The organism is Litoreibacter sp., from assembly GCF_039974535.1.
In the GTDB taxonomy this organism is placed as follows: domain Bacteria; phylum Pseudomonadota; class Alphaproteobacteria; order Rhodobacterales; family Rhodobacteraceae; genus Litoreibacter.
The window spans coordinates 20,842-45,263 of record NZ_JBDWIU010000008.1; the positions used below are offsets into that span (position 1 = coordinate 20,842).

Here is a 24,422-nt window from a genome sequence, read left to right on the forward strand (position 1 = left end):
TTATTCGAAACCCTGGGGCCTGAAAACGGGTCCCCAAAGGTCGGGAGACATCAAATGATCCAGATGCAGACCAACCTAGATGTGGCTGATAACAGCGGCGCTCGCCGTGTTCAGTGCATTAAGGTTTTGGGTGGTTCCAAGCGTAAGTACGCATCCGTCGGCGACGTAATTGTCGTGTCGGTTAAGGAAGCCATCCCACGCGGCCGTGTGAAAAAAGGCGACGTTCGTAAGGCCGTCGTTGTTCGCACAGCTAAAGAAGTTCGTCGCGAAGATGGCACAGCCATCCGCTTTGACCGCAACGCAGCGGTTATCCTGAACAACAACAATGAGCCAATCGGTACACGTATCTTTGGGCCAGTTGTTCGTGAGTTGCGCGGCAAAAACTTCATGAAAATCATTTCGCTCGCGCCGGAGGTGCTGTGATATGGCTGCTAAATTGAAAAAGGGCGATAAGATCGTCGTGCTGACCGGCAAAGATAAGGGCAAAGAGGGCACTATCGCCTCCGTTAACCCTAAGACCGGTAAAGCCATCGTGGAAGGCATCAACATTGCCATTCGCCACGTGAAGCAAAGCCAGAACTCGCAAGGTGGTCGCGTACCACAAGCGATGCCAATCCAGCTGAGCAACCTCTCCTTGATCGACTCCAACGGTAAGGCCACTCGCGTGGGCTTCAAAATGGACGGCGACAAGAAGGTGCGCTTTGCTAAGACAACAGGGGACGTGATCTGATGCTTGACGACGCAAACTACACCCCACGCCTGAAGACTGTTTATGCCGACACAATCCGTGCCGCCATGAAAGAAGAATTCGGCTACAAAAACGACATGCAGATCCCGCGCTTGGACAAAATTGTCCTGAACATCGGCGCTGGTAAAGCTGCGGTTAAAGACAGCAAAAAGCCCGCTGGTGCTGCTGCTGACCTGACCGCCATCGCTGGCCAAAAAGCCATGGTGACCCGTGCTAAGAAATCCATCGCTGGCTTCCGCGTCCGCGAAGAGATGCCTATTGGCGCCAAGGTTACTTTGCGCGGCGAGCGTATGTTCGAATTCCTTGATCGCCTGATCACAATCGCAATGCCTCGTATCCGTGACTTCCGCGGCGTATCTGGCAAGTCGTTCGACGGCCGTGGCAACTACGCCATGGGTCTCAAAGAGCACCTCGTGTTCCCAGAGATTGACTTCGACAAGATTGATGAAGCCTGGGGCATGGATATCGTTATCTGCACCACCGCAACCACCGACGCTGAAGCAAAGAGCCTGTTGAAAGCTTTCAACATGCCTTTCAACAGCTGATCGCTGGAGGGAATTAGACATGGCTAAAAAAGCAATGATCGAACGCGAAAAGAAGCGCGAAAAGCTGGTGAAGAAATACGCCGCTAAACGTGCTGCTCTGCTCGCTATCGCAAACGACCAAGAGAAACCAATGGAAGAGCGCTTCAAAGCACGTCTGAAATTGGCTGAACTGCCGCGCAACAGCTCGGCTACCCGTTTGCATAACCGCTGCCAACTGACCGGACGTCCTCACGCTTACTACCGTAAGCTGAAGATTTCGCGGATCATGTTGCGGGACTTGGGCTCTGCTGGCCTGATCCCCGGCATGGTTAAGTCCAGCTGGTAAGGAGGGCATTAGATTATGAACGATCCTATCGCAGATATGCTCACACGTATCCGTAACTCGCAGCTTCGCGGCAAAGCCACTGTCGAGACACCAGCGTCCAAGCTTCGCGCTTGGGTTTTGGACGTCCTCGCAGACGAAGGCTACATCCGTGGCTATGAGGCGACTACGGGCAAAGACGGTCACCCGGCTTTGAACATTGAGCTGAAATATTACGAAGGCACTCCTGTCATTCGCGAACTGAAGCGGGTTTCTAAACCTGGTCGTCGCGTTTACGTGGGTTCCAAAGACATCCCAACAGTCCGTCAGGGCCTGGGCGTGTCGATTGTCAGCACGCCTCGCGGTGTGATGTCGGACGCAAATGCTCGCAGCCAAAACATTGGCGGCGAAGTTCTTTGCACGGTATTCTAAGGAGCGCCTAGTATGTCTCGTATTGGTAAAAAACCAGTCGATCTGCCTTCCGGCGTTACCGCGTCCGTTTCTGGCCAGACCATCGAAGTTAAGGGCCCTAAGGGCGTCCGTACCTTCAAAGCAACTGATGATGTTAGCTTCGGCGTCGAAGACAACGCAGTTACCATCACGCCTCGCGGCTCTTCCAAGCGCGCGCGCCAGCAGTGGGGCATGAGCCGCACTATGGTCGCAAACTTGGTGACCGGCGTGACTGACGGCTTCAAGAAAGAGCTTGAAATTCAAGGTGTGGGTTACCGCGCCGCGATGGAAGGCAAAAACCTGAAGCTGAACCTCGGCCTGTCGCATGACGTTGTGTACGAAGTGCCTGAGGGTGTGACCGTTGTGGCTCCTAAGCCCACCGAGATCACCATCGAGGGGATTGACGAGCAGCTGGTCGGCCAAGTGGCTGCCAACATCCGCGCGTGGCGCAAGCCAGAGCCTTACAAAGGCAAAGGCATCCGCTACAAAGGCGAGTTCGTCTTCCGCAAAGAAGGGAAGAAGAAATAATGGCTAATACTAAACGCGATCTGTTCATCAAACGCCGCCTGCGCGTTCGTAACAAACTTCGCAAGGTTAACGCTGGACGTGTTCGTCTGTCCGTTCACCGCTCGAACAAAAACATCAGCGTGCAGCTGATCGATGATGTGAACGGCGTAACAATCGCTTCGGCTTCTTCTCTCGAGAAGGATCTGGGCATCGTTGGCAAGAACAACATCGAAGCTGCAACTAAAGTCGGTACGACTATTGCGGAACGCGCCAAAAAAGCTGGCGTTTCCGAGGCGTATTTCGACCGCGGTGGTTTCCTCTTCCACGGTAAAGTGAAGGCCTTGGCCGAAGCTGCCCGTGAAGGTGGTCTGAAAATCTAAGTCTTTGGGCGCTCCTCTTGAGGGGCGCCCATTTTTGCAGGTCACCTATGGCCTCGATGATCGGGGGGCTCACGCCCACTGCGATTGAACCAAAAGCGCCCTAGGCGCATGAATTTAAGGAATTGCCCAATGGCAAGAGAACAAGGAAATCGCGGTCGCCGCGATCGGGAAGAAACACCCGAATTTGCAGATCGTCTCGTAGCGATCAACCGCGTATCCAAAACCGTTAAAGGTGGTAAGCGCTTTGGCTTCGCCGCACTTGTCGTTGTTGGCGACCAAAAAGGCCGCGTAGGCTTTGGTAAAGGTAAAGCGAAAGAGGTCCCAGAGGCCATCCGCAAAGCCACCGAGCAAGCTAAGCGCCAAATGATCCGCGTTCCACTGCGCGAAGGCCGCACGTTGCACCACGATGTATCGGGCCGTCACGGTGCTGGTAAAGTTGTGATGCGGACTGCACCACAAGGTACTGGTATCATCGCTGGTGGTCCAATGCGTGCTGTGTTCGAGATGCTCGGCGTACAGGACGTTGTTGCGAAATCCATCGGTTCGCAAAACCCTTACAACATGATCCGTGCTACTTTGAACGGTCTCGTGAACGAAGCGTCGCCTCGTATGGTTGCGCAGCGTCGTGGTAAGAAAGTTGCCGACATTTTGAAGTCGGACGCCCCTGCAACTGCTGAAGCTGCCCCAGAAGCTGCTTCTGCCGAAGCTGAAGCGTAAGGAGCTGAACAATGGCTAAAACTATCGTTGTAAAACAGGTTGGCTCGCCAATCCGTCGTCCCGCCAAACAGCGCGCTACGCTGATCGGCTTGGGCCTGAACAAGATGAACCGCACACGCGAGCTGGAAGATACACCTTCCGTCCGCGGCATGGTTGATAGCATCTCGCACATGGTCGAGATCATCGAAGAAAAAGGCTAAGCGTCACGCTTAGCACTTCGACAGTCTAAAAATTAGAAACGCCTCGCTGAAAAGCGGGGCGTTTTTTTGAAAATTTGTGTAGTGTTATTTAAAATCAGTTCCATAGTTTTTTGAAAGACAACTATTCCAATGATGCACAATGATTACATTAGTAAACTTCCCAAAAATGAACTTCTGGCAGCGAACCAAATCTGCACTGACTTCTTAGGTGGAGACTTAAATGAAGCACCACGAGATGTAGCTTACACTCTTGAAGTATTGCTGGAGGGGCAAATGCCTGCAGGGTGGGAAAAGGAAGTAATAAGAACTTCATTCTTTGGAGCAGTGTTGGGGTTGACGACACCACAACTTTCGAATTCAGAGCGAAAAATTTACCTGATTCACCGACATGTGAAGGCATTACTGGCAAGAGCTACTATTATGAATCCTCAGTTAGTAAATATCTATCTTGTTGAGCTTTCAGACGGTGAGACAGCGAAAATAGATGGTCTATTGGCGGAAATTAGGGACATCATTCGTGGCAGTAAGGCGATCAGTGAAGATCACAGGAGAAGGCTTCTTAAAGTTGTTAACAGCCTCCAGTCAGAAGTGGACAAAGAGTACAGTGACTTTCGCGTCTTCTTAGATGGAATGGTTGAAGCAAGCGAAGCACTTGGAGACGCAGGCGAAAATGTTAAGCCCGTTTTCGATCGGATGAAGGAGGTGCTTGGAATTGCCGATAAAGTTCGTAAAGCTAAAGAGGCGATAACCGGACCTGAACAGCCAAAGGCTTTACCTGCTCCACCAAAGGAGCTTCCTGCTCCGACAGAGGAGCTCTAGTATTTGCTGCGAGTGTTTCTGAAGTTAAGCTTGAAGCTATGCCATCGCCTTCTCGGGTGGCTGCCTACAGTTGATGAGTTGGTTTGAATTTAGCTAAGCCTTGCAACAGAGTGCACAGCGGTCTATAGCCACGCCGGTGGGCATCCGGCCTACAGAATCAACAAGAAACGCCGCGTTTGGTCCATTTCGCTTCGAGGACCCTTCCGGCAATAGGAGAAGCGACATGAAACTTCACGAACTGCACGACAATCCCGGCGCAACCCGCACCAAAAAACGCATCGGCCGTGGCCCTGGCTCCGGTAAAGGTAAGATGGGTGGCCGTGGTATCAAAGGTCAAAAATCCCGCTCGGGTGTTGCCCTGAACGGCTACGAGGGTGGCCAAATGCCACTGTACATGCGTCTTCCTAAGCGTGGCTTTAACTCCCGCAACAAGAAGTCTTTCGCTGTTGTGAACCTCGGCATGATCCAGAAATTCATCGACGCCAAGAAATTGGACGCCAAAGGCGACATCACTGAGGACGCTTTGATCGAAGCTGGCATCGTGCGTCGTAAGCTTGACGGCGTTCGCATTCTTGCAAAAGGCGACATCACATCCAAAGTGACATTGACTGTTACTGGCGCTTCTAAAACGGCTGTTGAAGCTGTTGAAAAGGCCGGCGGCAAGCTTAACACTGCGGCTGCTGCTGAATAAGCCTTGTGAGGGGCCTATACGCCCCTTACATATCTGATAAGTTTTCCAGCGCCGCGACGGGAAGCCCCGTTCGCGGCGCTGTGCATATTTAGACAGGGATACCCAAGCACATGGCTTCAGCCGCCGAGCAAATGGCACAAAACATGAGCTGGTCCGCCTTCGGGAAGGCCACCGAGTTACGCCAACGCATTCTCTTCACCATCGGTTTGCTTATTGTCTACCGTTTGGGCACCTATATTCCTATTCCGGGCATCGACGCGGACGCCTTGCAGGCGTTTGTCGAGCAAGCCCAGCAGGGCATCGGCGGCGTGTTGAACATGTTCACCGGTGGCGCGATTGGCCGCATGGGGCTCTTTGCTCTAGGTATTATGCCTTACATTTCGGCCTCGATCATTGTGCAGCTGATGACCGCTATGGTCCCGCAGCTGGAGCAATTGAAGAAAGAGGGCGAGCAAGGCCGCAAAAAGATCAACCAATACACCCGCTTCGGCACGGTTTTCTTGGCGACATTGCAGGCATATGGCCTCGCAGCCGGGCTCGAGGGCTCGGGACTTGCCACGGAAGCGGGTCTTTATTTCCGCATAAGCGCGGTTGTCACGCTGGTCGGCGGCACCATGTTCCTGATGTGGTTGGGTGAACAGATCACTCAGCGCGGTATCGGCAACGGCATCTCCTTGATCATCTTCGTGGGCATCATCGCTGAAATTCCAGCCGCATTGGCGCAGTTCTTTGCCCAAGGCCGTTCCGGCTCCATCAGCCCAGCGGTTATCGTGGGTGTGATGTTGATGGTTGTTTTGACAATCATGTTCGTGGTCTTCATGGAACGCGCATTGCGTAAGATCCACATCCAATACCCGCGTCGCCAAGTCGGCATGAAGGTCTATGATGGCGGCTCCTCGCACTTGCCAGTTAAGGTTAACCCCGCGGGCGTTATCCCAGCGATCTTCGCATCGTCCTTGCTGCTGTTGCCAACGACGTTCTCCACCTTCTCTGGTGGGCAGACGAACGAGTTCATGGCTTACGTGCTGCCGCTGTTTGGCCAAGGCCAGCCACTGAACTTGCTGTTCTTCACTGTGATGATCGTGTTCTTCGCGTATTTCTACACCTTCAACGTGGCCTTCAAGCCTGACGAAGTGGCTGAAAACCTGAAGTCGCAAAACGGCTTTATCCCAGGCATTCGCCCAGGCGAAAAAACGGCCGAATACCTCGAGTATGTGGTGAACCGCATTTTGGTAGTCGGTGCCGCCTATCTGGCCGCTGTGTGTCTGTTGCCTGAAATCTTGCGTGCCCAGTTGGCGATCCCATTCTACTTCGGTGGTACGTCGGTGCTGATCGTTGTGTCCGTAACGATGGACACTATTCAACAGGTTCAGTCCCACATGTTGGCCCACCAGTATGAGGGCCTTATTGAGAAGTCTCAGTTGCGCGGTAAGAAACGTGGCGGCAAGAACAAGGCAAAAGGGCCATCGCGTCGATGAATATTATACTGCTTGGACCGCCCGGCGCGGGGAAGGGGACACAGGCCGCTAAGCTCGTGGACCAACGCAATATGATCCAACTCTCGACGGGCGACATGCTGCGCGAGGCCAAAAGCTCTGGCACCGAGATGGGCAACAAAGTTGCTGCGATCATGGATGCGGGGCAGTTGGTCACCGATGAGATCGTGATTGGCCTGATCGAGGAGAAGCTCGCAGGCGACCACGCTGGCGGGTTTATCTTTGACGGTTTCCCACGCACCCTGCCACAGGCGGATGCATTGGCGGCTTTGTTGGCTAAGCATGGCGCTGCGTTGGACGCAGTGGTTGAGCTGGCGGTGAATGACGAAGTGCTGGTTGGCCGTATCGTTGGCCGCGCCGAGGAGGCGCGTGCCGCAGGCAAGACCGCCCGCGCAGACGACAATGAGGAAAGCCTGAAGGTTCGCCTGATGGAATACTACAAAAAGACCTCCCCGCTGATTGGCTACTACTACGCCAAGGGTGACCTGAGCAGTATTGACGGCCTAGGCGAAATTGACGCCGTGGCTTCCGCCATCTCGGGTGTTTTGGACAAGTAACCCCCACGGCTGGGTGGGGGGCTATTGACCATAAGTTAAAAACCCCCTAAGTCGCATCATCCCCAAGGGGAATCGCACCACGGCCTAGCTAGCTGAGACGGTGTTGACCATATCTAAGCCAAGCCCGCAGGTTATGAAAAACCTTCGGGCTTACGTTGTGAAAAAAGGTTCCGGAGCTACGGAACCGCGACTGAAAAAGGAATTGCCACTTGGCACGTATTTCCGGCGTTAACCTGCCAGACGCAAAGCGCGTCCCCATCGCACTGACATACATCACTGGTATCGGCCACACTTCCGCGAAAGCGATTTGTGAAGCGATCAGCATCGACTCTACTCGCCGCATGAACGAGCTCTCGGACGCCGAGATCTTGAAAATTCGTGAGTACATCGACGAGCACTACAACGTCGAAGGCGACTTGCGTCGTGAGACAACCATGAACATCAAACGTTTGATGGATCTGGGTTGCTACCGTGGCCTGCGCCACCGTCGTAACCTCCCTGTTCGCGGTCAACGGACCCACACGAACGCACGCACTCGCAAAGGCCCTGCAAAGGCCATTGCTGGTAAGAAGAAGTAAGGGGAGATTTGATCCATGGCACGTGAAAAAGTTCGTACGAAGAAAAAGGTCCGCAAGAATATCGCCGCTGGCGTTGCGCACGTAAACTCTTCCTTCAACAACACAAAAATCCTGATCTCTGACGTTCAGGGCAACGCAATCTCTTGGTCCTCCGCAGGGACCATGGGCTTCAAAGGGTCGCGTAAATCGACCCCTTACGCCGCTCAGATGGCTGCCGAAGACGCAGGCCGTAAGGCTCAGGAACACGGCGTTAAAACGCTGGAAGTCGAAGTTCAGGGTCCAGGCTCTGGTCGTGAGTCCGCGCTTCGTGCGTTGGCCGCTGCTGGCTTCCAAATCTCGTCCATCCGCGACGTGACGCCAATGGCCCACAACGGCTGCCGCCCACCAAAGCGCCGCCGCGTCTAAAGCTACGTATTCTATCGCGCGGTCCCCGTCTTATTTTGGACGGGGTCCGTGTTTGTCATTTCAACCTCGAGTGGCCCCGATATTGGACATGATCCGGGCCGAGCATGGAGGCGACACTTATGATCCACAAGAACTGGCAAGAGCTGATCAAGCCAACCCAACTGGACGTTAAGCCCGGCAACGATCCTGCACGCAAAGCGACTGTTATTGCTGAGCCGCTGGAACGTGGTTTTGGTCTAACAATGGGCAACGCCCTGCGCCGCGTGCTGATGAGCTCGCTGCAAGGTGCGGCTATTACTTCCGTTCAAATCGACAACGTTCTGCACGAGTTCTCCTCGATCGCAGGTGTTCGCGAAGACGTCACTGACGTAATCTTGAACCTCAAAGGCGTGGCAATCCGCATGGAAGTCGAAGGGCCAAAGCGCCTGTCGGTTTCCGCGAAGGGCCCAGCAGTTGTAACGGCTGGCGACATCTCTGATTCCGCTGGCATCGAGATCCTGAACCGCGACCACATCATCTGCCACCTCGATGACGGCGCTGAGCTGTTCATGGAACTGACAGTGAACACTGGCAAAGGCTACGTCTCCGCTGAGAAGAACAAGCCTGAAGATGCACCAATCGGCCTGATCCCGATCGACGCAATCTTCTCGCCGGTTAAGAAAGTGTCTTACGACGTACAGCCGACCCGTGAAGGTCAAGTGTTGGACTACGATAAGCTGACTATGAAAGTCGAAACTGACGGCTCCCTGACACCTGACGATGCAGTTGCTTACGCAGCGCGCATTCTTCAGGATCAACTTGGCATCTTCGTCAACTTCGACGAGCCAGAGTCTGCTCGTGCGCAGGACGACGAAGACGAACTCGAGTTCAACCCACTTCTGCTGAAGAAAGTGGACGAGCTGGAACTGTCTGTGCGTTCGGCAAACTGCCTGAAGAACGACAACATCGTCTACATTGGCGACCTGATCCAGAAGACCGAAGCCGAGATGCTCCGCACTCCAAACTTCGGCCGCAAATCCCTCAACGAGATCAAAGAAGTGCTGTCTGGCATGGGCTTGCACCTCGGGATGGACATCGTGGATTGGCCACCAGAGAACATCGAAGATCTTGCTAAGAAATTCGAAGACGCGTTCTAAGAAATTTGTAGGGCGGGGTTTTTCCCCGCCTTACCGCGCCGCCGAAGCGTGCCAGACGAAAGTCCGACACAATGCCGACGCAGCGCAGACCCCAAAAATGCCGGCGAAATGACCGGGAACATATGGGCAATCCTGCCCCAACAGAGGCACCGACACGCATCGGTGACCCGTACAAAGTATAGACTGAAGGAACGACCAAATGCGTCACTCACGAGGCTACCGCCGCCTAAATCGCACACACGAACACCGTAAAGCGCTGTTCATCAACATGTGTGGCTCGCTCATCGAGCACGAGCAAATCAAAACAACATTGCCGAAAGCCAAAGAACTTCGCCCAATCATCGAAAAGATGATCACATTGGCGAAACGCGGCGATCTGCACGCCCGCCGTCAGGCCGCAAGCAAGCTGGTTCAAGACAAAGACGTCGCCAAGCTGTTTGACGTTTTGGGCCCACGCTACAAAGACCGCCAAGGTGGTTATGTTCGCGTAATGAAAGCTGGCTTCCGCTACGGCGACATGGCGCCAATGGCGATCATCGAATTCGTCGACCGCGACGTCTCCGCTAAAGGTGCTGCTGACAAAGCCCGCCTTGAAGCAGAAGAAGCTGCTGAATAATTCGCCCCTTCATTGAGGCATCTTGAAAAGCCCCGCCCTAACCGGCGGGGCTTTTCACTTTTGTGTCATGCGCTCGACAACTGCCGCTTTGCAGAATAATTCTTACAAAACGACGATCAGTTGGGGCGAGACCATCCTTAGACGTACATTCCTTATAGCGCCCGTGGCGGCCTTGGCTTTGGCGGGTTGTAGCGCCAAGCCAATCCTCGACCCATCTGATGCGCAGATCAACGCCTTGGCCGCGACCATCCGCTCCCTTGGTGATCACGTTGACCCTGTCGAGGCGACCCGTGCCGCAAATATCGCCTACAAGTACCCAATCGCGTTGGCGGCGGAATACGGCGTTGAGGACGCGCCGATTGCTCACAATCGCAAGGTCAACCTTGGCAAAAAGCCGCGCGGTCTTTGCTGGCATTGGGCAGAAGACCTGCAAGCGCGACTGATCCAAGAAAACTTCGAAACCCTTGATGTGCACCGCGCCATCGCCAATGGTTTGAACCCGATCTTGCTTTCGCATAGCACCGCGCTGATCTCCGCGAAGGGCGACACCATGTATGACGCCATTGTCTTGGATCCTTGGCGCCACAGCGGCACGCTGTTTTGGAGTAAGACCAAGGAAGATAAGCGCTACAAATGGTACCCGCGCTTGGAAATTCTGACGGAGCGCCAGCGTCGCCGTCTGGCCTACGAAGGCGACCTGTAGTCCAGCACGAAGATTGAATTCCTAACGCTGGCGCGGCATATGAAAGAGACGCACCAAATAGGGATCCCGCATGCGACTGCTATTATCCGCCTTCATTAGCCTTGCCTTGATGTCATCCGCCACGGCGGAAACCAAGGTTCCCACGAACCAAACAGAAATAAGCTTGAGCTTCGTTCCATTGGTGAAAGAAGCCGCACCTGCAGTGGTGAACATCTTTGCGAACCGTGTCGTTCAGCAATCCGAAAGCCCCTTTCGCGGCAATCCCATGTTTGAAGGTATGTTTAACGGCCAGCAGAGGATGCGCCCACGGGTTCAAAACTCGCTCGGGTCGGGAGTGATCTTGTCTGAAGACGGGATTGTCGTCTCCAACTATCACGTGGTGGGTATGGCGACCGTTATTCGCGTTGTGCTGACTGACCGCCGTGAATTCGAGGCCGAGGTGCTATTGGCGGACCAGAGCAGTGATCTGGCCATTTTGAAAATTAGCGCCGACACAGCGCTTCCACATTTGAACCTTCGCGATAGCGATAGTGTCGAAGTTGGGGAGCTTGCTTTGGCGATTGGTAACCCCTTTGGTATTGGGCAAACTGTGACCTCCGGCATCATCTCCGGATTGGCACGCTCTGGCGTGGCGACGGGCAACGCGCGTGGCTATTTCTTGCAAACGGACGCTGCGATTAACCCAGGGAATTCTGGCGGGGCTTTGGTCGATGTGAACGGTGAGTTGATCGGCGTGAATACATCCATCCTGACGCGCTCTGGGGGGTCGAACGGTGTTGGCTTCGCGATCCCTGCAAACCTTGTTGCACGCTATGTGGAACAAGCCCGCGCGGGCAACCGCACGTTCACGCAGGCTTGGGCGGGGATTTACGGCCAAGCCGTGGATTTTTCGCTGGCCGAAGGCTTTGGTCTAAGTGTGCCTGAAGGGGTGGTGATCTCGTCGATGCATCCGGTCAGCCCGTTTGCGGTTGCGGGGTTGTCGTCGGGGGACATCGTGTTGTCGGTTGATGGTCAGCCGGTCAATACTCCGGCAGAGATGCTGTTTCGCATGTCGGTGCGCCCTGTGGGCGAGAACATTAACATTGAATACCTTTCAGGCGGGGAAGTCCGAGAGGCTGAGGTCGCATTGATCGAAGCACCAGATACCCCCGACCGAGACGCTCGGACTATTCAGGACGGCACATTGGCGGGTCTGGGTATTGCCAACATCAACCCCGCGATTCAGCAGGAAATGAAGCTGGCGACATCCGTGGATGAAGGCGTTGTCGTAACGCGGGTCTTGGGGCCTCTTAGACGTCTTGGTCTTCGTGTGGGCGATGTTTTGAGCTCAATAAACGGCCAAGACATTGAAAGTACCGCTGACGTCGAAGACGCGTCAAAGGCAGATTCTCGGGGCTGGCAAATCGACGGTGTTCGCGGCGGGCAGCGGTTCTCTTACCGGTTCCGTATCTAATGGCCGATCTGTTCGATACAGGTGCTGCGGTCCCGTCCAAGATGCAACCTCTAGCGGATCGGTTGAGACCGAAAACGCTGGAGGAGGTGATCGGGCAGGAACAGGTCCTTGGTCCAGACAGCCCGCTAGGGGTCATGTTGGCATCGGATGCCTTGTCGTCATTGATTTTCTGGGGGCCTCCGGGTGTCGGGAAAACCACGATTGCACGATTACTAGCAGATGAAACGGACCTGCATTTCGTCCAAATCAGCGCGATCTTTACCGGCGTGCCAGACCTCAAGAAGGTCTTTGAGGCCGCCAGAATTCGCCGCCAAAACGGGCAGGGAACGCTGCTATTCGTCGACGAGATACACCGTTTCAACAAGGCCCAGCAGGACGGGTTCCTGCCGTATATGGAAGATGGCACCATTTTGTTGGTGGGTGCGACGACAGAAAACCCGTCGTTTGAATTGAACGCTGCGGTTCTGTCGCGCGCTCAAGTGCTGGTCCTATCGCGCCTATCATTGGTTGATTTGGAACGTCTCGCGCAACGAGCGGAAAAGGATGTGAACAAGACCTTACCGCTTGACCCTGATGCGCGTGCAGCCCTGCTGGAAATGGCGGATGGGGACGGGCGGGCGCTGTTGAACCTGATAGAGCAGGTCAGCGCGTGGAAAATCGACGGCAAGCTGAACCCCGAAGGCTTGGGCAAACGCCTGATGCGCCGCGCGGCGCAATACGACAAATCCGGTGACAGCCATTACAACCTGATCTCGGCGCTGCATAAATCCGTGCGCGGCTCTGACCCTGACGCGGCGCTTTATTGGTTCGCACGTATGCTGACGGGGGGCGAAGACCCTAGGTATCTGGCGCGGCGGATCACGCGTATGGCGGTGGAGGACATTGGCCTTGCAGATACGCATTCGCACCGCGTGTGTTTGGACGCATGGGAAACCTATGAGCGCCTAGGCTCACCCGAGGGGGAGTTGGCGTTGGCGCAGGCGGTGACCTATCTGGCCTTGGCTCCTAAATCGAACGCTGGCTACGCGGCCTATAAGAACGCGATGGCTGCCGCGAAGAAAACTGGGTCGGAGCCGCCGCCTAAGCATATTCTAAACGCCCCCACGGCGCTGATGAAAGATCAAGGCTACGGGGACGGCTACGCATATGACCATGACGCGGAGGATGGGTTCTCAGGACAGAACTACTTCCCCGAAACCATGAAGCGCGGGGTGTATTACACACCTGTAGAGCGGGGATTTGAGCGCGAGTTGAAGCGCCGCTTGGATTACTTCGCTAAACTGCGGGTAAAACGCGAAACTTGACTCTGCCCCTTGCAAGGCAGAGAGAACGGCCATGTTTTATACCACTCTTCAAGTCGCCCTTGGCGGGGCCATCGGAGCATCGCTCCGCTTCCTTGCCGGTGTTGGCATCTTCAAGCTGACTGGTCCGGGCTTTCCCGTGGCTGTGCTGTCGGTGAACATCCTTGGCAGCTTTGTCATGGGGATGTTCGTGGTATTCGCTGCCAAGACGTCAAACACCCATCTGAGCCCCTTCGTTATGACGGGCCTCTTGGGTGGCTTCACGACGTTTTCCGCCTTTTCCCTAGAGGCATATACGTTATTTGAGCGTGGCCAGACGGGGGCCGCCGGTCTATACGTGCTGGCTTCCGTTATTCTGTCCATCGCTGGACTGATCGCAGGCGTTATGATCGCCAGAGGACTATTCGCATGAGCAAGGTTCAGACCCTTAAAGTTGGCCCCGATGAGGCCGAGCAACGATTGGACCGCTGGTTCCGCAAGCAATTTCCACACGTCCCACAAGGGCGGATCGAGAAGATGTGCCGTAAGGGTGAAATCCGCGTCGATGGTGGTCGGGTCAAATCCAACACCCGTGTGGGGCCGGGGCAAGAAGTGCGCATTCCGCCGCTGCCAACTGAGGAAGACATGGAAGCGCAAGTTCGCATGCAGCATGTCTCCAAGGCGGATGCCAAGATGATCCGTGACTGCGTGATCTACAAAGACGACCACATCATTGCGCTGAACAAGCCACCGGGTTTGGCAGTGCAGGGCGGCTCGAAGACCACGCGCCACGTTGATGGCATGGCGGGTGCATTGAGCTTTGATCGCCACGACACACCGAAGCTGGTGCACCGCTTGGACAAAGACACGTCTGGCGTTCTTGTGCTGGCACGCACGCCTGCGATGGCAACCGCGCTGACGGCCGCCTTCCGGCACCATGGCACGCGTAAGATTTATTGGGCGATGGTTGCTGGTGTCCCTTACCCGAAAATCGGCACGGTTAAATACGGGCTGGTCAAAGCAGGCGGCCACGGCAAGGGCGGCGAGGGCGAGAAGATGCATTGCGTCCACCCGCGTGATGTCGCCACGACCGAGGGCGCTAAACGGGCGCAAACCGATTACGCAACGCTGTGCTTCCTTGGCCAGCGGGCATCTTGGATGGCGCTTGTGCCAGTAACGGGACGTACTCACCAGTTGCGCGCGCATATGGCCGAGATGGGCCACCCGATTGTGGGCGATGGTAAGTATGGCGGCTCTGGCCAAGAGAACATGGGCGACGGTTGGGGCTCCCAACTGGGCGATGAGATCAGCAAGAAGTTGCACCTGCACGCGCGCTCGTTGGAGTTTGAGCACCCCGTGACTGGCAAGATCATCACGTTGAAGGCGGATCTACCTGTTCATATGAAGCGTACCTGGGACTTCCTTGGTTGGGCCGAGAACGACGTGCCGCATGATCCATTTGATGGCGATGAGAAATGGCAGAGCTAAAGCTCGTTGTTTTTGACGTTGATGGAACGCTGGTAGATAGCCAAGACGACATCGTGTCGGCGATGGCGACCGCGTTTCAGGGGATTGGGAAACCTGTGCCGTCACGCGCAGATGTTTTGGGCATCGTTGGCCTGTCATTGCCCGCAGCCTTTGAGAAGCTCGCGCCGGAGTTGTATCCGGAGCATGGCGAGACGTTGGTGGAGGGCTACAAGACCTCTTTCATGACATCGCGCAAGCTGCGAAACAGCACGCAAAGCAGCCCGTTGTATGCGGGCGCTCTGGACGCGATTAAGCGCCTGCATGTCCAAGACAACGTGCTATTGGGCATTGCGACAGGAAAATCGCGCCGTGGACTTGATCACCTTCTGGATGCACATGATCTACGGAAGTATTTTGTGACGGCACAGGTGGCGGATGACCACCCGTCGAAGCCTCATCCGTCGATGCTGGAGCAATGCATGTATGACGCAGGTGTTGAGGCGTCGCAGGCCGTCATGATTGGCGATACCAGTTACGACATGGACATGGCCGCGAATGCATCGATGGCGTCTGTCGGGGTGGCTTGGGGCTACCACACGGTGCAGACCCTACAGGAACGGGCAAGCGTTGTGATTGATGACTTCGGCGCGTTGGACGCCGCCTTGGACAAGATTTGGAGCAAGACAACATGAACGAATGGGCCGCAAAGCGATTCTGGAAAGCCACCACCGCCGATAAAGTAGACGGCGGTTACACAGTGCATCTAGACGGCCGCCCCGTGCGCACCCCTGCAAAGACGCTGGTTGTTGTGCCGACCCAATCCATGGCGGACGCGATGCGGGACGAATGGGAGGCGCAAGATGAGAAGATTGATCCGCTGACCATGCCTGTGACGAGGGCTGCAAATGCCGCCTTGGACAAGGTGTCGACGCAGCATGCCGAAGTGGTCGAGATGCTTGCGGCTTACGGTGACAGTGATCTGCTGTGCTACCGCGCTGATTCCCCTGAAGCGCTCGTTGCGCAACAAGCGACCGGATGGGATCCGCTGATCGATTGGGCGGCGACCGAATTAAAGGCACCACTTAAGCTGCGCACGGGCATCATGCATGAACCGCAAGACCCGCAGTCAATTCAGGTTCTACAGGCGCTCGTCGCTGAACTTGACCCGTTTCGGTTGACGGCCTTTCACGATCTGGTGGCGATTACCGGCTCTTTGATTTTAGGGCTGGCGATCACGCGAGGACGACTGGACGCACAAACCGCGTGGGACTTAAGCCGAATCGATGAAGAATGGCAGATTGCGCAATGGGGTCGCGATGAGGATGCGGATGCACAAGCAGGGAAGAAAAAGGAGGATCTTCTAAGAGCGGCCGTATTTTTCTCTCTATGCGCTTAATATGGGGCCGAAACAGGCCCTTTTGCGACGCATTGTGCTGCATTTAGAGAAAACGAAAAACTCTTACACTATTTTGCTACGCCTTACCTAAAGTCAATCTCGGGTATTGGCTTGACGTTCCTACATTGATTTGGCCTTATTCATGTTCACCGAGGAGAGTCACATCTCCTTAGTATCGCTCACGGCCTTCACTCGGCCGAAAAAACCACTCCGCTAAAGGAGTGGACCATCAGGAAGAGGTTAACATGAAAAAATCCGTTTTTCTTGGCGCCCTGACAGTTGCTGGCATCATTGCTGGTGGCGCACAGGCAGCCACGCTTGACGAAGTAAAAGCACGCGGCAAGCTGAACTGCGGTGTTACAACCGGCGTTCCAGGCTTTGCTGAGCCAGACGCAAGCGGCGTATGGCAGGGCTTTGACGTGGCTGTATGCCGCGCAGTTGCTGCTGCTGTTCTGGGTGACGGCAACGCTGTAGAATTCGTTCCAACAACTGGTAAGACACGCTTTACAGCGCTGGCTTCCGGCGAGATCGATCTGCTGGCACGTAACACAACTTGGACATTCTCCCGTGACGTCGACCTTAAGTTCGAATTCACTGGCGTGAACTACTATGACGGCCAAGGCTTCATGGTTCCAAAAGATCTGGGTGTTGCATCCGCTAAAGATCTGGACGGCGCGACTGTATGTATCCAAACTGGTACAACAACAGAGCTGAACTTGGCGGACTTCTTCCGCTCGAACGGCATCTCTTACGAGCCAGTTCCAATCGAAACCGGTGCAGAAGCTGTACAACAGTACATCGCTGGCGCTTGTGACGTGTACACTACTGACGCATCCGCTCTGGCTGCTCAGCGTGCAAACTTCGAAGATCCTGCTGCACACGTTCTGCTGCCAGAAATCGTATCCAAAGAGCCACTCGGCCCACTGGTACGTCACGGCGACAATGAATGGGCTGACATCGCTCGTTGGACACTGAACGCACTGATCACAGCTGAAGAGCTGGGTGTGACTTCCGTGAACCTCGAAGAGCTTTCCGGCGGTTCCGACAATCCAGAAATCAACCGTCTGCTGGGCACCGAAGGTGAACTTGGCGGCATGTTGGGTCTGGAAGCTGGCTGGGCGAAAGCTGCACTTGGTGTTGCTGGTAACTACGGCGAAATCTTCGAGCAAAACATCGGCGCTGCGACCCCAATCGGTCTGGCCCGCGGTTTGAACGCTCAATGGACTGACGGCGGCCTGATCTACTCGCCACCGTTCCGCTAAATACTTAGAGTTAAGGGCGCGGTTTTACCGCGCCCTTTTCTTATCTACCCATCTAACCATCTAAAAAGAGCTGGAAGCAACGCACGCGAAAATGACGTGCACTACTAATGCGCCAGCCAAGACAGGGAACGTCCCAGATGACGACAATAGCCGACCCCCACAAGGAGTCGTTCAAGCTATCTATGCTGCTGAACGACACGCGCTACCGCTCTCTCACATTTCAATTCATTGCGCTCGTGGCGATCATCGCCACCATGGCTTTCATTGGCGGCAACCTCGTTCGCAACTTGGCCGAAGCCGGATTGAACATCTCGTATGATTTTCTTGGAGCGCAGGCTGGATATGATATCAACCAGCGCCCAATCTCATATGACAGCCAAGATACCCACGGTCGCGCGGCGATCGTAGGATTGCTGAACACGCTGATCGTAGCCTTCCTAGGCTGTATCACCGCCACCGTTATCGGTGTGGTTGCAGGGGTTTTGCGCCTGTCGCCCAACTGGTTGGTACGCAAGATCATGTCGTTCTACGTGGAAATCTTCCGCAACGTGCCAGTGCTGATTTGGATCTTGATCATCTTCTCGATCATGATCAACGCAACGCCCGCACCGCGCGCCTTTAGGGGGGATAACGCCACCGCGTCTATGTGGTTATTTGACTCCGTTGCGGTCACGAACCGTGGCGTTTATCTGCCAAAGCCGATTTGGGGCACAGGGTCATTGCTGGTTGTTGGGGTCTTCATTGCCTCCATCATCGGTATCTTCTTGTACCGCCGCTATGCGCGCAAGCAGCTGTTTGATCACGGCAAGATGGTTCCAACCCTATGGCCAACCATCGGCCTGTTTTTCATTCCTGCCATTCTGGCGCAGATCGTTTTGGGCTCGCCTATCACTTTGGAATACCCAGAGCTGAAAGGCTTCAACTTCACAGGTGGTGCGCAAATTCGCGGCTCGCTGATTGCATTGTGGTTCGCATTGGCGATCTACACAGGTGCCTTCATCGCCGAGAACGTGCGGGCTGGCATTCTTGCTATCTCTAAAGGCCAAAGCGAGGCCGCTGGCGCGTTGGGTTTGCGTCCGGGACGGATCATGAATCTTGTGGTCTTGCCGCAAGCGCTTCGGATCATCATTCCGCCGCTGATTTCTCAATACCTGAACATTACCAAGAACTCCTCGCTCGCGATTGCGGTGGGTTACATGGATCTGACTGGTACGTTGGGTGGCATCACCTTGCTGCAAACTGGTCGTGCCATTGAGGCCGTGCTGCTGTTGATGTTGTTCTACCTCATCATCTCGCTGTCGATCTCGTTCGTCATGAATATCTACAACAACTCAATGAAGCTGAAGGAGCGCTGATCATGTCTGATAGTACATCCAACGTCGCCTTCGTGCGCACAGAACAAATTCCACCGTCGGCCCCTCCTTTGAATGCCGCCGGACCTGTCAAATGGATCAAGGACAATTTGTTCTCTGGTGTTTTCAACACCATTCTAACCTTGCTTGCCTTCTACGTAGTGGCTCGCTTCACGGTCTTCGTGTTCCCATGGTTCTATAATGGCGTTTGGGAGGCGGCGAGCCGTAAGGAATGCCTTGAAATCCTTGACGGTGTGAACGGGGCCTGTTTTGCGGTTCTCGTGGATCGCTGGGATCACTTGGTGTTTGGCTTCAAGTATCCACCAGAAGGTTACTGGCGCATTCTGCTGTCCTTCGTGCTGCTTCTTGTGGCGGCAGCTCCGGCGCTGTTCGGGTCTTTGCCACGCAAGATGCTGTTCTTCACAGCCTTCTATCCGTTTGTGGCCTTTTGGTTGATTTGGGGCGGCTCCCTTTGGTTGCCTCTCACGATCCTCGGTTTGATCTTGGCCACGATGTATGTGTTCCGCATGGTATCGTCTCAGATACCGGTGAACATCCGTCAGGGAGTTGCTGCGGCCATTGGTTTGGTCTGTGGTGCGGGCTTGGCTTACTTGCTGTTCATCGGCGCGCAAGAACTGGTGTTCATCGCTGGATCAGTAGGCACCGAAGGTTTGATCTCAACCATCGCTTACGGTGTATTCTGGGTCATGGCGATTTTCGCCTTTGTCTTCTGTGTGCCAATGGGCATTTTCGTCGGCTACGCCATCTACAACAGCTATGAAGACGGCGGGCTGGTCTCGATCGTAACGTCACTTCTATTCGGCTATTTGGTGTTTTCCTTCTTGCTGGCCCCGATTTGGATGGCCTTGAATGCGGTGGTTCCAATCGAGCTACAGGCAGTTGCGTCGCGCGACATGGGGGGCTTCATGCTCAACATGCTGCTGGGCACGATCTGTGTGTCGCTGTCGATCCCGCTTGGTATCTTGTTGGCCCTTGGCCGTCAGTCGCCAATGCCGCTGATCAAAGGCGTCTGCGTGGTGTTCATCGAGTTCATCCGTGGCGTTCCGTTGATCACGCTGCTGTTCGTGGCGAACGTTATGTTGGCGTACTTCTTGCCACCAAGCTCCAACTTCGACTTGATCTTGCGCGTTATCATCATGATCACGCTCTTCTCGGCAGCCTATATCGCCGAGGTGATCCGTGGGGGCCTCGCGGCCTTGCCAAAAGGTCAGTATGAAGCGGCGGACAGCCTTGGTCTGGACTACGGCCAAGCAACACGTCTGATCATCTTGCCACAAGCCTTGAAGATTTCGATCCCGGGCATCGTGAACGTGGCGGTGGGGCTGTTTAAGGATACCACGCTGGTGTCGATCATCTCGATGTTCGATCTGGTTGGGATGATCCGTGGCCCGATCCAGAACTCGACCGAGTGGACCAGTGTTTACTGGGAAGTGTACGGCTTCGGCGCGTTACTCTTCTTCGTCGTCTGCTACTCGATCTCGCAATATTCCCAGTGGCTCGAGCGTCAGCTCAACACAAGCCATCACTAAGGAGACCTGAACCATGAACCAACAATCTCAAATGACGGTCTCCGACGAGGTCGCAATCGAAATCACCAACATGAACAAGTGGTATGGCACTTTCCACGTGCTGCGCGACATTGATCTGACGGTGCAACGTGGCGAGCGTATCGTTATCTGTGGGCCGTCTGGCTCGGGCAAATCGACGCTGATCCGCTGCATCAACGCGTTGGAGGAGCACCAGAAGGGCAAGATCGAAGTTGACGGGACCGTGCTATCCTCGGACCTGAAAAACATCGACAAGATCCGGTCGGAAGTGGGGATGTGTTTCCAACACTTCAACCTGTTCCCGCACCTGACCATTCTGGAAAACTGCACTTTGGCGCCGATCTGGGTTCGCAAAACACCTAAGAAAGAAGCCGAAGAAATCGCGATGCACTTCCTTGAGAAGGTGAAAATTCCTGACCAAGCGTTGAAGTACCCTGGCCAATTGTCCGGTGGTCAGCAGCAGCGTGTGGCGATCGCCCGCTCTTTGTGCATGAAGCCTCGCATCATGCTGTTCGATGAGCCGACATCCGCACTTGACCCAGAGATGATCAAAGAGGTGCTCGACACCATGATCGAGCTGGCGGAAGAGGGGATGACCATGCTTTGCGTGACCCACGAGATGGGCTTTGCCCGTCAGGTCGCCAACCGCGTGATCTTCATGGATGCCGGACAAATCGTTGAGCAAAACGAGCCGGAAGAGTTCTTTAACAACCCGAAGTCCGAACGGACCCAGTTGTTCTTGAGCCAGATTCTCGGCCACTAAGACCGAGACGACCAATGCAAAAGGCCCCGAGATTTCTCGGGGCCTTTTTGCGTTTGTGAGGGTGCTCCTAAGCGGTGTGCAGTTCTTTCAGTTCGCGCGGAACGATGAATTGGATGACATGGGCCATGCCTAACTTCAATTCAGACCAATCCTCAACAGGAACCTCTGCGATTAAGGTTGCAGTGGTGGGGTAGACGCCAAATCGGTCGTGGGTGGGGGTTACGTCGACAATTCGTGACGCCAGCTCTGCCATTCCTGGGTTGTGGCCGACGACCATCAGGTCGCCCTTAGGCGCGCGTTGGATGCGCGACAGGATCGCGTCAGAGGATGCGTGGTACAGGTCATCGTCCAAGGTCAAACTGGGCGTGCCGCCCATGTGTTCGACCATTAATTCCGCAGTTTCGCGGGCGCGGATAGCACTGGAAGAAATTACCTGCGCGGGGACATGCCTGCGACCCACTACCCATTTTCCCATTCGCTGCGCTGCTGACTGGCCCCTTTCATTGAGTGGGCGGTCATGGTCGTCCAGCATCAGGTCGTCCCAGCTGGATTTGGCGTGGCGGGTGAGGATGAGTTTCAAGTAGCGGCCCCCTTGTGGAATATCGACATGTGATACGCCGATTGCTCCTCCATCCTGCCATAGCTTTGTGACAGCGGGCAAGCACGACGCACATTGCAGCCGCTCATGAGCTGGGTTTGGCCCGCTTCGGTATCAAGGAACGCGTGACAGGTCGGGACGTCATATCCCGCGCTGCCAAGTGCTCCGGAGGGGCAAGCGGTTAGGCAGGGCTGTGTCGCGCAGCTACCGCATGGCTTGGCGCTTATGGGCGGTAATTCCATATGTTCGGAGAGGGCCAATGCGCCACGGTAGGAAACCATCAAACCGGCGTCTTTGTGCACCAGCAAGGACACTGGGCTTTGCCATGCTTGTCCTGATGCTAAGGCCCACCGAAAGAACGGTTGATATGGCGGGCCGCCAAAAGGGAACAACGCGGTGGAATTTGTTTCCAGTGCTAGCGAGGATATGACGCGGGTCGACCAACGATCCATCGGATCTGGGGTCTTGTCCCGCCATTCGGGGCTGTCGGTGAACGTGGCCCAAAATCCCGGTTCGCGAGGGCCTAGGAGAACCACAGTGCGGCAGTCTTTGGGGGCTAGGTCGTCAGGCTTGGGGTGAAATGCCCCAAGGATGCTGAGGTGTTGTGCATCGCACAGCTCCTCAAGCCTCGCGAGGGTTACCACTGACGGAATGGCATTTTCAAAGACCAACCAAGCTTCGCGGGGCGGTCATCTTGCCAACGCAGTCCGATCTTCATGTCGTCATGCCCTTCGGCAGGTTGAGCAATGTAGGTACGGAACATGCGATCCCAAATGGACAGCGAGAAGCCGTAGTTGCTGTCATGCTCGTGGCGATGTACCGAATGGTGCACACGGTGCATATCGGGGGTAACCAGAAACACGCGCACAAAGGCGTCCAGTTTCAGGGGCAGTTTGATGTTGGCATGGTTGAACATGGCGGTGCCATTCAAGATGATCTCAAACAAGATCACGGCAACACCTGCTGGCCCTAGAAGATAGACGAGCCCGATCTTAAGGATCATCGATAAGGCAATCTCAATGGGGTGGAACCGAATGGCTGTGGTCACATCGATGTCGACATCTGCATGGTGAACTTGGTGTAAACGCCAAAGCACCGGAACCTTATGTGAGACCAAGTGCTGCGCCCAAATGGCGAAGTCTAGGATCAAGATAGCAAGTGTCACTTCCAGCCATACGGGCCAATCGGTGGCATTGAAGACGCCCCAGCCTTTGCTTGCAGCATCATAGGCGGCCCCCACGGCCAGCAAAGGCAGGAAGATTGCCAAGGCACGAAGGGTGACAGAATCAATGATGATGATGGCCCAATTGGTGGTCCACCGCGCCTTTCGTGTTTGCGTTCTGTCACGACGCGGCGCGAAAGCCTCCAGCGCGGCAAAGAGTGAGAACAGGCCCGCAAAGACCACTAGGCGGATGAGAGCTTCGTTTTCCATAAGGCGAAACTACTGTGTTCCGCGACTGTGACAAGTGCCGCGGTGACGCAGATGCAAACGGTAACATGAATGTGCAGGAAGAGGGTTTAGGTGTCCTGACGGATCAACGAGCCTGCCCCATGTGGAGTGAACAGCTCAAGCAGGCAGGCATTGGGCGCGCGCCCATCCAGAATGACTGTAGCGCGTACGCCGCCGTCCAATGCCGCAAGAGCCGTTTCCGTCTTTGGGATCATGCCGCCTGCGATTACACCTTCTTCGGTCAACTGGCGGATGTAGGACGCGGTAAGCTCCGTCACCACTTCGCCGGTAGCGTCTTTCACGCCAGCAACATCTGTCAGCAACAACAGCCGGTCCGCTTTAAGGGCAGCGGCCACCGCGCCCGCAGCGGTGTCGCCGTTGATATTGAAGGTCTCGCCGTTGTCGCCAAAGCCCAATGGGGCGATGACGGGAATGATGTTGGCGTCGAACATCTCACGCAACACGTCTGCGTTGACGTCAACGGGCTCGCCCACAAAGCCCAGCTCAGGTTGCGAGGGCTCGCAGCGGATCATTGCGGCGTCTTTTCCTGACAATCCCACACCGCGACCACCTTGACGGTTGATCGCTTGCACGATCCGCTTGTTTACGGAGCCCGACAGCACCATTTCCACGACTTCTACCGTGGCGGCATCTGTCACACGTTTGCCGTTCACGAATTCGGAATTCACCCCAAGCCTTGCCAACATATCGTTGATCATTGGCCCGCCGCCGTGGACGATCACAGGGTTGATCCCGACTTGCTGCATCAACACGACATCGCGCGCGAAGAGGTCCATTGCCTCGTCGCTACCCATGGCATGGCCGCCCAACTTGATCACGATGATCGCATCGTCGTAGCGCTGCAGGTAGGGCAGTGCAGCAGACAAGGTTTGCGCGGTGTCGATCCAGTTGCTGTTCATAGCGGTTTGCTTTTTCATGTTGAGCCGGTCAGTTGCGGGTTTAGGGGCTTTTACAGCGTGTCAA

At 55.2% G+C, this 24,422-nt stretch carries 32 protein-coding genes; 28 read left to right on the forward strand and 4 right to left on the reverse strand.

Going from position 1 to position 24,422, the window contains the following annotated elements; genetic code table 11:
- Positions 1–54: 54 nt before the first annotated feature.
- The 28 genes from rplN (at position 55) to ABJN86_RS06195 (ending at position 21,390) form a co-directional block, all read left to right on the forward strand.
- Complete coding sequence (gene rplN, locus ABJN86_RS06060) at positions 55–423, forward strand: 50S ribosomal protein L14 (RefSeq protein WP_068340767.1); 369 nt, start codon at positions 55–57, stop codon at positions 421–423.
- Position 424: 1 nt separating this feature from the next.
- Complete coding sequence (gene rplX / locus ABJN86_RS06065) at positions 425–730, forward strand: 50S ribosomal protein L24 (protein WP_348365536.1); 306 nt, start codon at positions 425–427, stop codon at positions 728–730.
- Entirely contained in the window at positions 730–1,293 is a 564-nt protein-coding gene (gene rplE / locus ABJN86_RS06070) for a 50S ribosomal protein L5 (protein ID WP_348365538.1), read from the forward strand. Before rplX ends, rplE begins: the two co-directional genes overlap by 1 nt.
- A 19-nt stretch (positions 1,294–1,312) precedes the next feature.
- Positions 1,313–1,618, forward strand: a complete 306-nt coding sequence (rpsN, locus tag ABJN86_RS06075; RefSeq protein WP_073142245.1) for a 30S ribosomal protein S14 — start codon at positions 1,313–1,315, stop codon at positions 1,616–1,618.
- A gap of 15 nt (positions 1,619–1,633) precedes the next feature.
- On the forward strand, positions 1,634–2,026 hold the full coding sequence (gene rpsH, locus ABJN86_RS06080) for a 30S ribosomal protein S8 (RefSeq protein ID WP_348365539.1): 393 nt from the start codon (positions 1,634–1,636) through the stop codon (positions 2,024–2,026).
- A gap of 12 nt (positions 2,027–2,038) precedes the next feature.
- The gene (gene rplF / locus ABJN86_RS06085; RefSeq protein WP_348365541.1) at positions 2,039–2,572 is read left to right on the forward strand and encodes a 50S ribosomal protein L6; all 534 of its coding nucleotides are present in this window, start codon (positions 2,039–2,041) and stop codon (positions 2,570–2,572) included.
- A complete protein-coding gene (gene rplR / locus ABJN86_RS06090) occupies positions 2,572–2,931 on the forward strand; it encodes a 50S ribosomal protein L18 (RefSeq protein ID WP_348365543.1) in 360 nt (119 codons plus the stop codon). Before rplF ends, rplR begins: the two co-directional genes overlap by 1 nt.
- A gap of 129 nt (positions 2,932–3,060) precedes the next feature.
- Positions 3,061–3,648, forward strand: coding sequence for a 30S ribosomal protein S5 (gene rpsE / locus ABJN86_RS06095; protein WP_348365545.1), 588 nt, complete (start codon positions 3,061–3,063; stop codon positions 3,646–3,648).
- 11 nt (positions 3,649–3,659) lie between these two features.
- Positions 3,660–3,848 carry a 50S ribosomal protein L30 gene (gene rpmD / locus ABJN86_RS06100; protein ID WP_348365546.1) on the forward strand — a complete coding sequence of 63 codons (189 nt, stop codon included), beginning with the start codon at positions 3,660–3,662 and terminating at the stop codon, positions 3,846–3,848.
- A 129-nt stretch (positions 3,849–3,977) separates the two neighbouring features.
- Positions 3,978–4,667, forward strand: coding sequence for a hypothetical protein (locus ABJN86_RS06105; RefSeq protein ID WP_348365547.1), 690 nt, complete (start codon positions 3,978–3,980; stop codon positions 4,665–4,667).
- A gap of 223 nt (positions 4,668–4,890) precedes the next feature.
- On the forward strand, positions 4,891–5,358 hold the full coding sequence (gene rplO, locus ABJN86_RS06110) for a 50S ribosomal protein L15 (protein ID WP_348365549.1): 468 nt from the start codon (positions 4,891–4,893) through the stop codon (positions 5,356–5,358).
- A 110-nt stretch (positions 5,359–5,468) separates the two neighbouring features.
- Complete coding sequence (gene secY / locus ABJN86_RS06115; RefSeq protein WP_348365550.1) at positions 5,469–6,836, forward strand: preprotein translocase subunit SecY; 1,368 nt, start codon at positions 5,469–5,471, stop codon at positions 6,834–6,836.
- Positions 6,833–7,411, forward strand: coding sequence for an adenylate kinase (locus ABJN86_RS06120; RefSeq protein WP_348365551.1), 579 nt, complete (start codon positions 6,833–6,835; stop codon positions 7,409–7,411). Before secY ends, ABJN86_RS06120 begins: the two co-directional genes overlap by 4 nt.
- Before the next feature lie 209 nt (positions 7,412–7,620).
- Positions 7,621–7,989 carry a 30S ribosomal protein S13 gene (gene rpsM / locus ABJN86_RS06125; protein ID WP_348365552.1) on the forward strand — a complete coding sequence of 123 codons (369 nt, stop codon included), beginning with the start codon at positions 7,621–7,623 and terminating at the stop codon, positions 7,987–7,989.
- 15 nt (positions 7,990–8,004) lie between these two features.
- Positions 8,005–8,394, forward strand: a complete 390-nt coding sequence (gene rpsK / locus ABJN86_RS06130; protein WP_298258345.1) for a 30S ribosomal protein S11 — start codon at positions 8,005–8,007, stop codon at positions 8,392–8,394.
- Between the two features lie 119 nt (positions 8,395–8,513).
- The gene (locus ABJN86_RS06135; RefSeq protein ID WP_348365553.1) at positions 8,514–9,530 is read left to right on the forward strand and encodes a DNA-directed RNA polymerase subunit alpha; all 1,017 of its coding nucleotides are present in this window, start codon (positions 8,514–8,516) and stop codon (positions 9,528–9,530) included.
- Positions 9,531–9,729: 199 nt separating this feature from the next.
- A complete protein-coding gene (gene rplQ / locus ABJN86_RS06140) occupies positions 9,730–10,146 on the forward strand; it encodes a 50S ribosomal protein L17 (RefSeq protein WP_348365555.1) in 417 nt (138 codons plus the stop codon).
- Positions 10,147–10,168: 22 nt separating this feature from the next.
- Positions 10,169–10,849, forward strand: a complete 681-nt coding sequence (locus tag ABJN86_RS06145; protein ID WP_348365556.1) for a hypothetical protein — start codon at positions 10,169–10,171, stop codon at positions 10,847–10,849.
- Positions 10,850–10,919: 70 nt separating this feature from the next.
- Positions 10,920–12,302, forward strand: a complete 1,383-nt coding sequence (locus ABJN86_RS06150; protein ID WP_348365558.1) for a trypsin-like peptidase domain-containing protein — start codon at positions 10,920–10,922, stop codon at positions 12,300–12,302.
- Entirely contained in the window at positions 12,302–13,606 is a 1,305-nt protein-coding gene (locus ABJN86_RS06155; RefSeq protein WP_348365560.1) for a replication-associated recombination protein A, read from the forward strand. Before ABJN86_RS06150 ends, ABJN86_RS06155 begins: the two co-directional genes overlap by 1 nt.
- A gap of 31 nt (positions 13,607–13,637) precedes the next feature.
- Entirely contained in the window at positions 13,638–14,015 is a 378-nt protein-coding gene (gene crcB, locus ABJN86_RS06160) for a fluoride efflux transporter CrcB (protein ID WP_348365562.1), read from the forward strand.
- Positions 14,012–15,070, forward strand: a complete 1,059-nt coding sequence (locus ABJN86_RS06165) for an RluA family pseudouridine synthase (RefSeq protein WP_348365563.1) — start codon at positions 14,012–14,014, stop codon at positions 15,068–15,070. Before crcB ends, ABJN86_RS06165 begins: the two co-directional genes overlap by 4 nt.
- Positions 15,058–15,741 carry an HAD-IA family hydrolase gene (locus ABJN86_RS06170; protein ID WP_348365565.1) on the forward strand — a complete coding sequence of 228 codons (684 nt, stop codon included), beginning with the start codon at positions 15,058–15,060 and terminating at the stop codon, positions 15,739–15,741. The genes ABJN86_RS06165 and ABJN86_RS06170 overlap by 13 nt, the downstream gene beginning before the upstream one ends.
- Positions 15,738–16,445, forward strand: a complete 708-nt coding sequence (locus tag ABJN86_RS06175; protein ID WP_348365567.1) for an ATP12 family protein — start codon at positions 15,738–15,740, stop codon at positions 16,443–16,445. The genes ABJN86_RS06170 and ABJN86_RS06175 overlap by 4 nt, the downstream gene beginning before the upstream one ends.
- Positions 16,446–16,690: 245 nt before the next feature.
- Positions 16,691–17,707 (forward strand): amino acid ABC transporter substrate-binding protein, encoded by a 1,017-nt coding sequence (locus ABJN86_RS06180; RefSeq protein WP_348365568.1) that lies wholly within the window; start codon positions 16,691–16,693, stop codon positions 17,705–17,707.
- Positions 17,708–17,844: 137 nt separating this feature from the next.
- The gene (locus tag ABJN86_RS06185) at positions 17,845–19,062 is read left to right on the forward strand and encodes an ABC transporter permease subunit (RefSeq protein ID WP_348365569.1); all 1,218 of its coding nucleotides are present in this window, start codon (positions 17,845–17,847) and stop codon (positions 19,060–19,062) included.
- A 2-nt stretch (positions 19,063–19,064) separates the two neighbouring features.
- Positions 19,065–20,609: an amino acid ABC transporter permease gene (locus ABJN86_RS06190; RefSeq protein ID WP_348365570.1), complete on the forward strand. Its 1,545-nt coding sequence runs from the start codon at positions 19,065–19,067 to the stop codon at positions 20,607–20,609.
- Positions 20,610–20,622: 13 nt separating this feature from the next.
- Positions 20,623–21,390: an amino acid ABC transporter ATP-binding protein gene (locus ABJN86_RS06195; protein WP_348365571.1), complete on the forward strand. Its 768-nt coding sequence runs from the start codon at positions 20,623–20,625 to the stop codon at positions 21,388–21,390.
- 67 nt (positions 21,391–21,457) lie between these two features.
- On the opposite strand, the gene ABJN86_RS06200 is transcribed toward ABJN86_RS06195, so the two are convergent.
- The 4 genes from ABJN86_RS06200 to argB form a co-directional block, all read right to left on the reverse strand.
- The gene (locus ABJN86_RS06200; RefSeq protein WP_348365573.1) at positions 21,458–21,970 is read right to left on the reverse strand and encodes a histidine phosphatase family protein; all 513 of its coding nucleotides are present in this window, start codon (positions 21,968–21,970) and stop codon (positions 21,458–21,460) included.
- On the reverse strand, positions 21,967–22,632 hold the full coding sequence (locus ABJN86_RS06205; RefSeq protein WP_348365574.1) for a ferredoxin: 666 nt from the start codon (positions 22,630–22,632) through the stop codon (positions 21,967–21,969). Before ABJN86_RS06205 ends, ABJN86_RS06200 begins: the two co-directional genes overlap by 4 nt.
- On the reverse strand, positions 22,626–23,420 hold the full coding sequence (locus tag ABJN86_RS06210; protein WP_348365576.1) for a sterol desaturase family protein: 795 nt from the start codon (positions 23,418–23,420) through the stop codon (positions 22,626–22,628). The genes ABJN86_RS06205 and ABJN86_RS06210 overlap by 7 nt, the downstream gene beginning before the upstream one ends.
- 86 nt (positions 23,421–23,506) lie before the next feature.
- On the reverse strand, positions 23,507–24,376 hold the full coding sequence (argB, locus tag ABJN86_RS06215; protein ID WP_348365578.1) for an acetylglutamate kinase: 870 nt from the start codon (positions 24,374–24,376) through the stop codon (positions 23,507–23,509).
- Positions 24,377–24,422 lie beyond the last annotated feature (46 nt).

Coding starts and splice junctions, on each gene's coding strand:
- ABJN86_RS06135 (WP_348365553.1), top strand. CDS start 8,514: ATGATCCACAAGAACTGGCAAGAGCTGATCAAGCCAACCCAACTGGAC.
- rpsN (WP_073142245.1), top strand. CDS start 1,313: ATGGCTAAAAAAGCAATGATCGAACGCGAAAAGAAGCGCGAAAAGCTG.
- rpsH (WP_348365539.1), top strand. CDS start 1,634: ATGAACGATCCTATCGCAGATATGCTCACACGTATCCGTAACTCGCAG.
- rplR (WP_348365543.1), top strand. CDS start 2,572: ATGGCTAATACTAAACGCGATCTGTTCATCAAACGCCGCCTGCGCGTT.
- ABJN86_RS06180 (WP_348365568.1), top strand. CDS start 16,691: ATGAAAAAATCCGTTTTTCTTGGCGCCCTGACAGTTGCTGGCATCATT.
- ABJN86_RS06120 (WP_348365551.1), top strand. CDS start 6,833: ATGAATATTATACTGCTTGGACCGCCCGGCGCGGGGAAGGGGACACAG.
- rpsK (WP_298258345.1), top strand. CDS start 8,005: ATGGCACGTGAAAAAGTTCGTACGAAGAAAAAGGTCCGCAAGAATATC.
- rplF (WP_348365541.1), top strand. CDS start 2,039: ATGTCTCGTATTGGTAAAAAACCAGTCGATCTGCCTTCCGGCGTTACC.
- ABJN86_RS06150 (WP_348365558.1), top strand. CDS start 10,920: ATGCGACTGCTATTATCCGCCTTCATTAGCCTTGCCTTGATGTCATCC.
- ABJN86_RS06155 (WP_348365560.1), top strand. CDS start 12,302: ATGGCCGATCTGTTCGATACAGGTGCTGCGGTCCCGTCCAAGATGCAA.
- ABJN86_RS06165 (WP_348365563.1), top strand. CDS start 14,012: ATGAGCAAGGTTCAGACCCTTAAAGTTGGCCCCGATGAGGCCGAGCAA.
- rplE (WP_348365538.1), top strand. CDS start 730: ATGCTTGACGACGCAAACTACACCCCACGCCTGAAGACTGTTTATGCC.
- ABJN86_RS06190 (WP_348365570.1), top strand. CDS start 19,065: ATGTCTGATAGTACATCCAACGTCGCCTTCGTGCGCACAGAACAAATT.
- argB (WP_348365578.1), bottom strand. CDS start 24,376: ATGAAAAAGCAAACCGCTATGAACAGCAACTGGATCGACACCGCGCAA.
- ABJN86_RS06170 (WP_348365565.1), top strand. CDS start 15,058: ATGGCAGAGCTAAAGCTCGTTGTTTTTGACGTTGATGGAACGCTGGTA.
- crcB (WP_348365562.1), top strand. CDS start 13,638: ATGTTTTATACCACTCTTCAAGTCGCCCTTGGCGGGGCCATCGGAGCA.
- ABJN86_RS06195 (WP_348365571.1), top strand. CDS start 20,623: ATGAACCAACAATCTCAAATGACGGTCTCCGACGAGGTCGCAATCGAA.
- ABJN86_RS06210 (WP_348365576.1), bottom strand. CDS start 23,420: ATGGAAAACGAAGCTCTCATCCGCCTAGTGGTCTTTGCGGGCCTGTTC.
- ABJN86_RS06175 (WP_348365567.1), top strand. CDS start 15,738: ATGAACGAATGGGCCGCAAAGCGATTCTGGAAAGCCACCACCGCCGAT.
- rpsE (WP_348365545.1), top strand. CDS start 3,061: ATGGCAAGAGAACAAGGAAATCGCGGTCGCCGCGATCGGGAAGAAACA.
- rplQ (WP_348365555.1), top strand. CDS start 9,730: ATGCGTCACTCACGAGGCTACCGCCGCCTAAATCGCACACACGAACAC.
- rplX (WP_348365536.1), top strand. CDS start 425: ATGGCTGCTAAATTGAAAAAGGGCGATAAGATCGTCGTGCTGACCGGC.
- ABJN86_RS06105 (WP_348365547.1), top strand. CDS start 3,978: ATGATGCACAATGATTACATTAGTAAACTTCCCAAAAATGAACTTCTG.
- rpmD (WP_348365546.1), top strand. CDS start 3,660: ATGGCTAAAACTATCGTTGTAAAACAGGTTGGCTCGCCAATCCGTCGT.
- secY (WP_348365550.1), top strand. CDS start 5,469: ATGGCTTCAGCCGCCGAGCAAATGGCACAAAACATGAGCTGGTCCGCC.
- ABJN86_RS06185 (WP_348365569.1), top strand. CDS start 17,845: ATGACGACAATAGCCGACCCCCACAAGGAGTCGTTCAAGCTATCTATG.
- rplO (WP_348365549.1), top strand. CDS start 4,891: ATGAAACTTCACGAACTGCACGACAATCCCGGCGCAACCCGCACCAAA.
- rplN (WP_068340767.1), top strand. CDS start 55: ATGATCCAGATGCAGACCAACCTAGATGTGGCTGATAACAGCGGCGCT.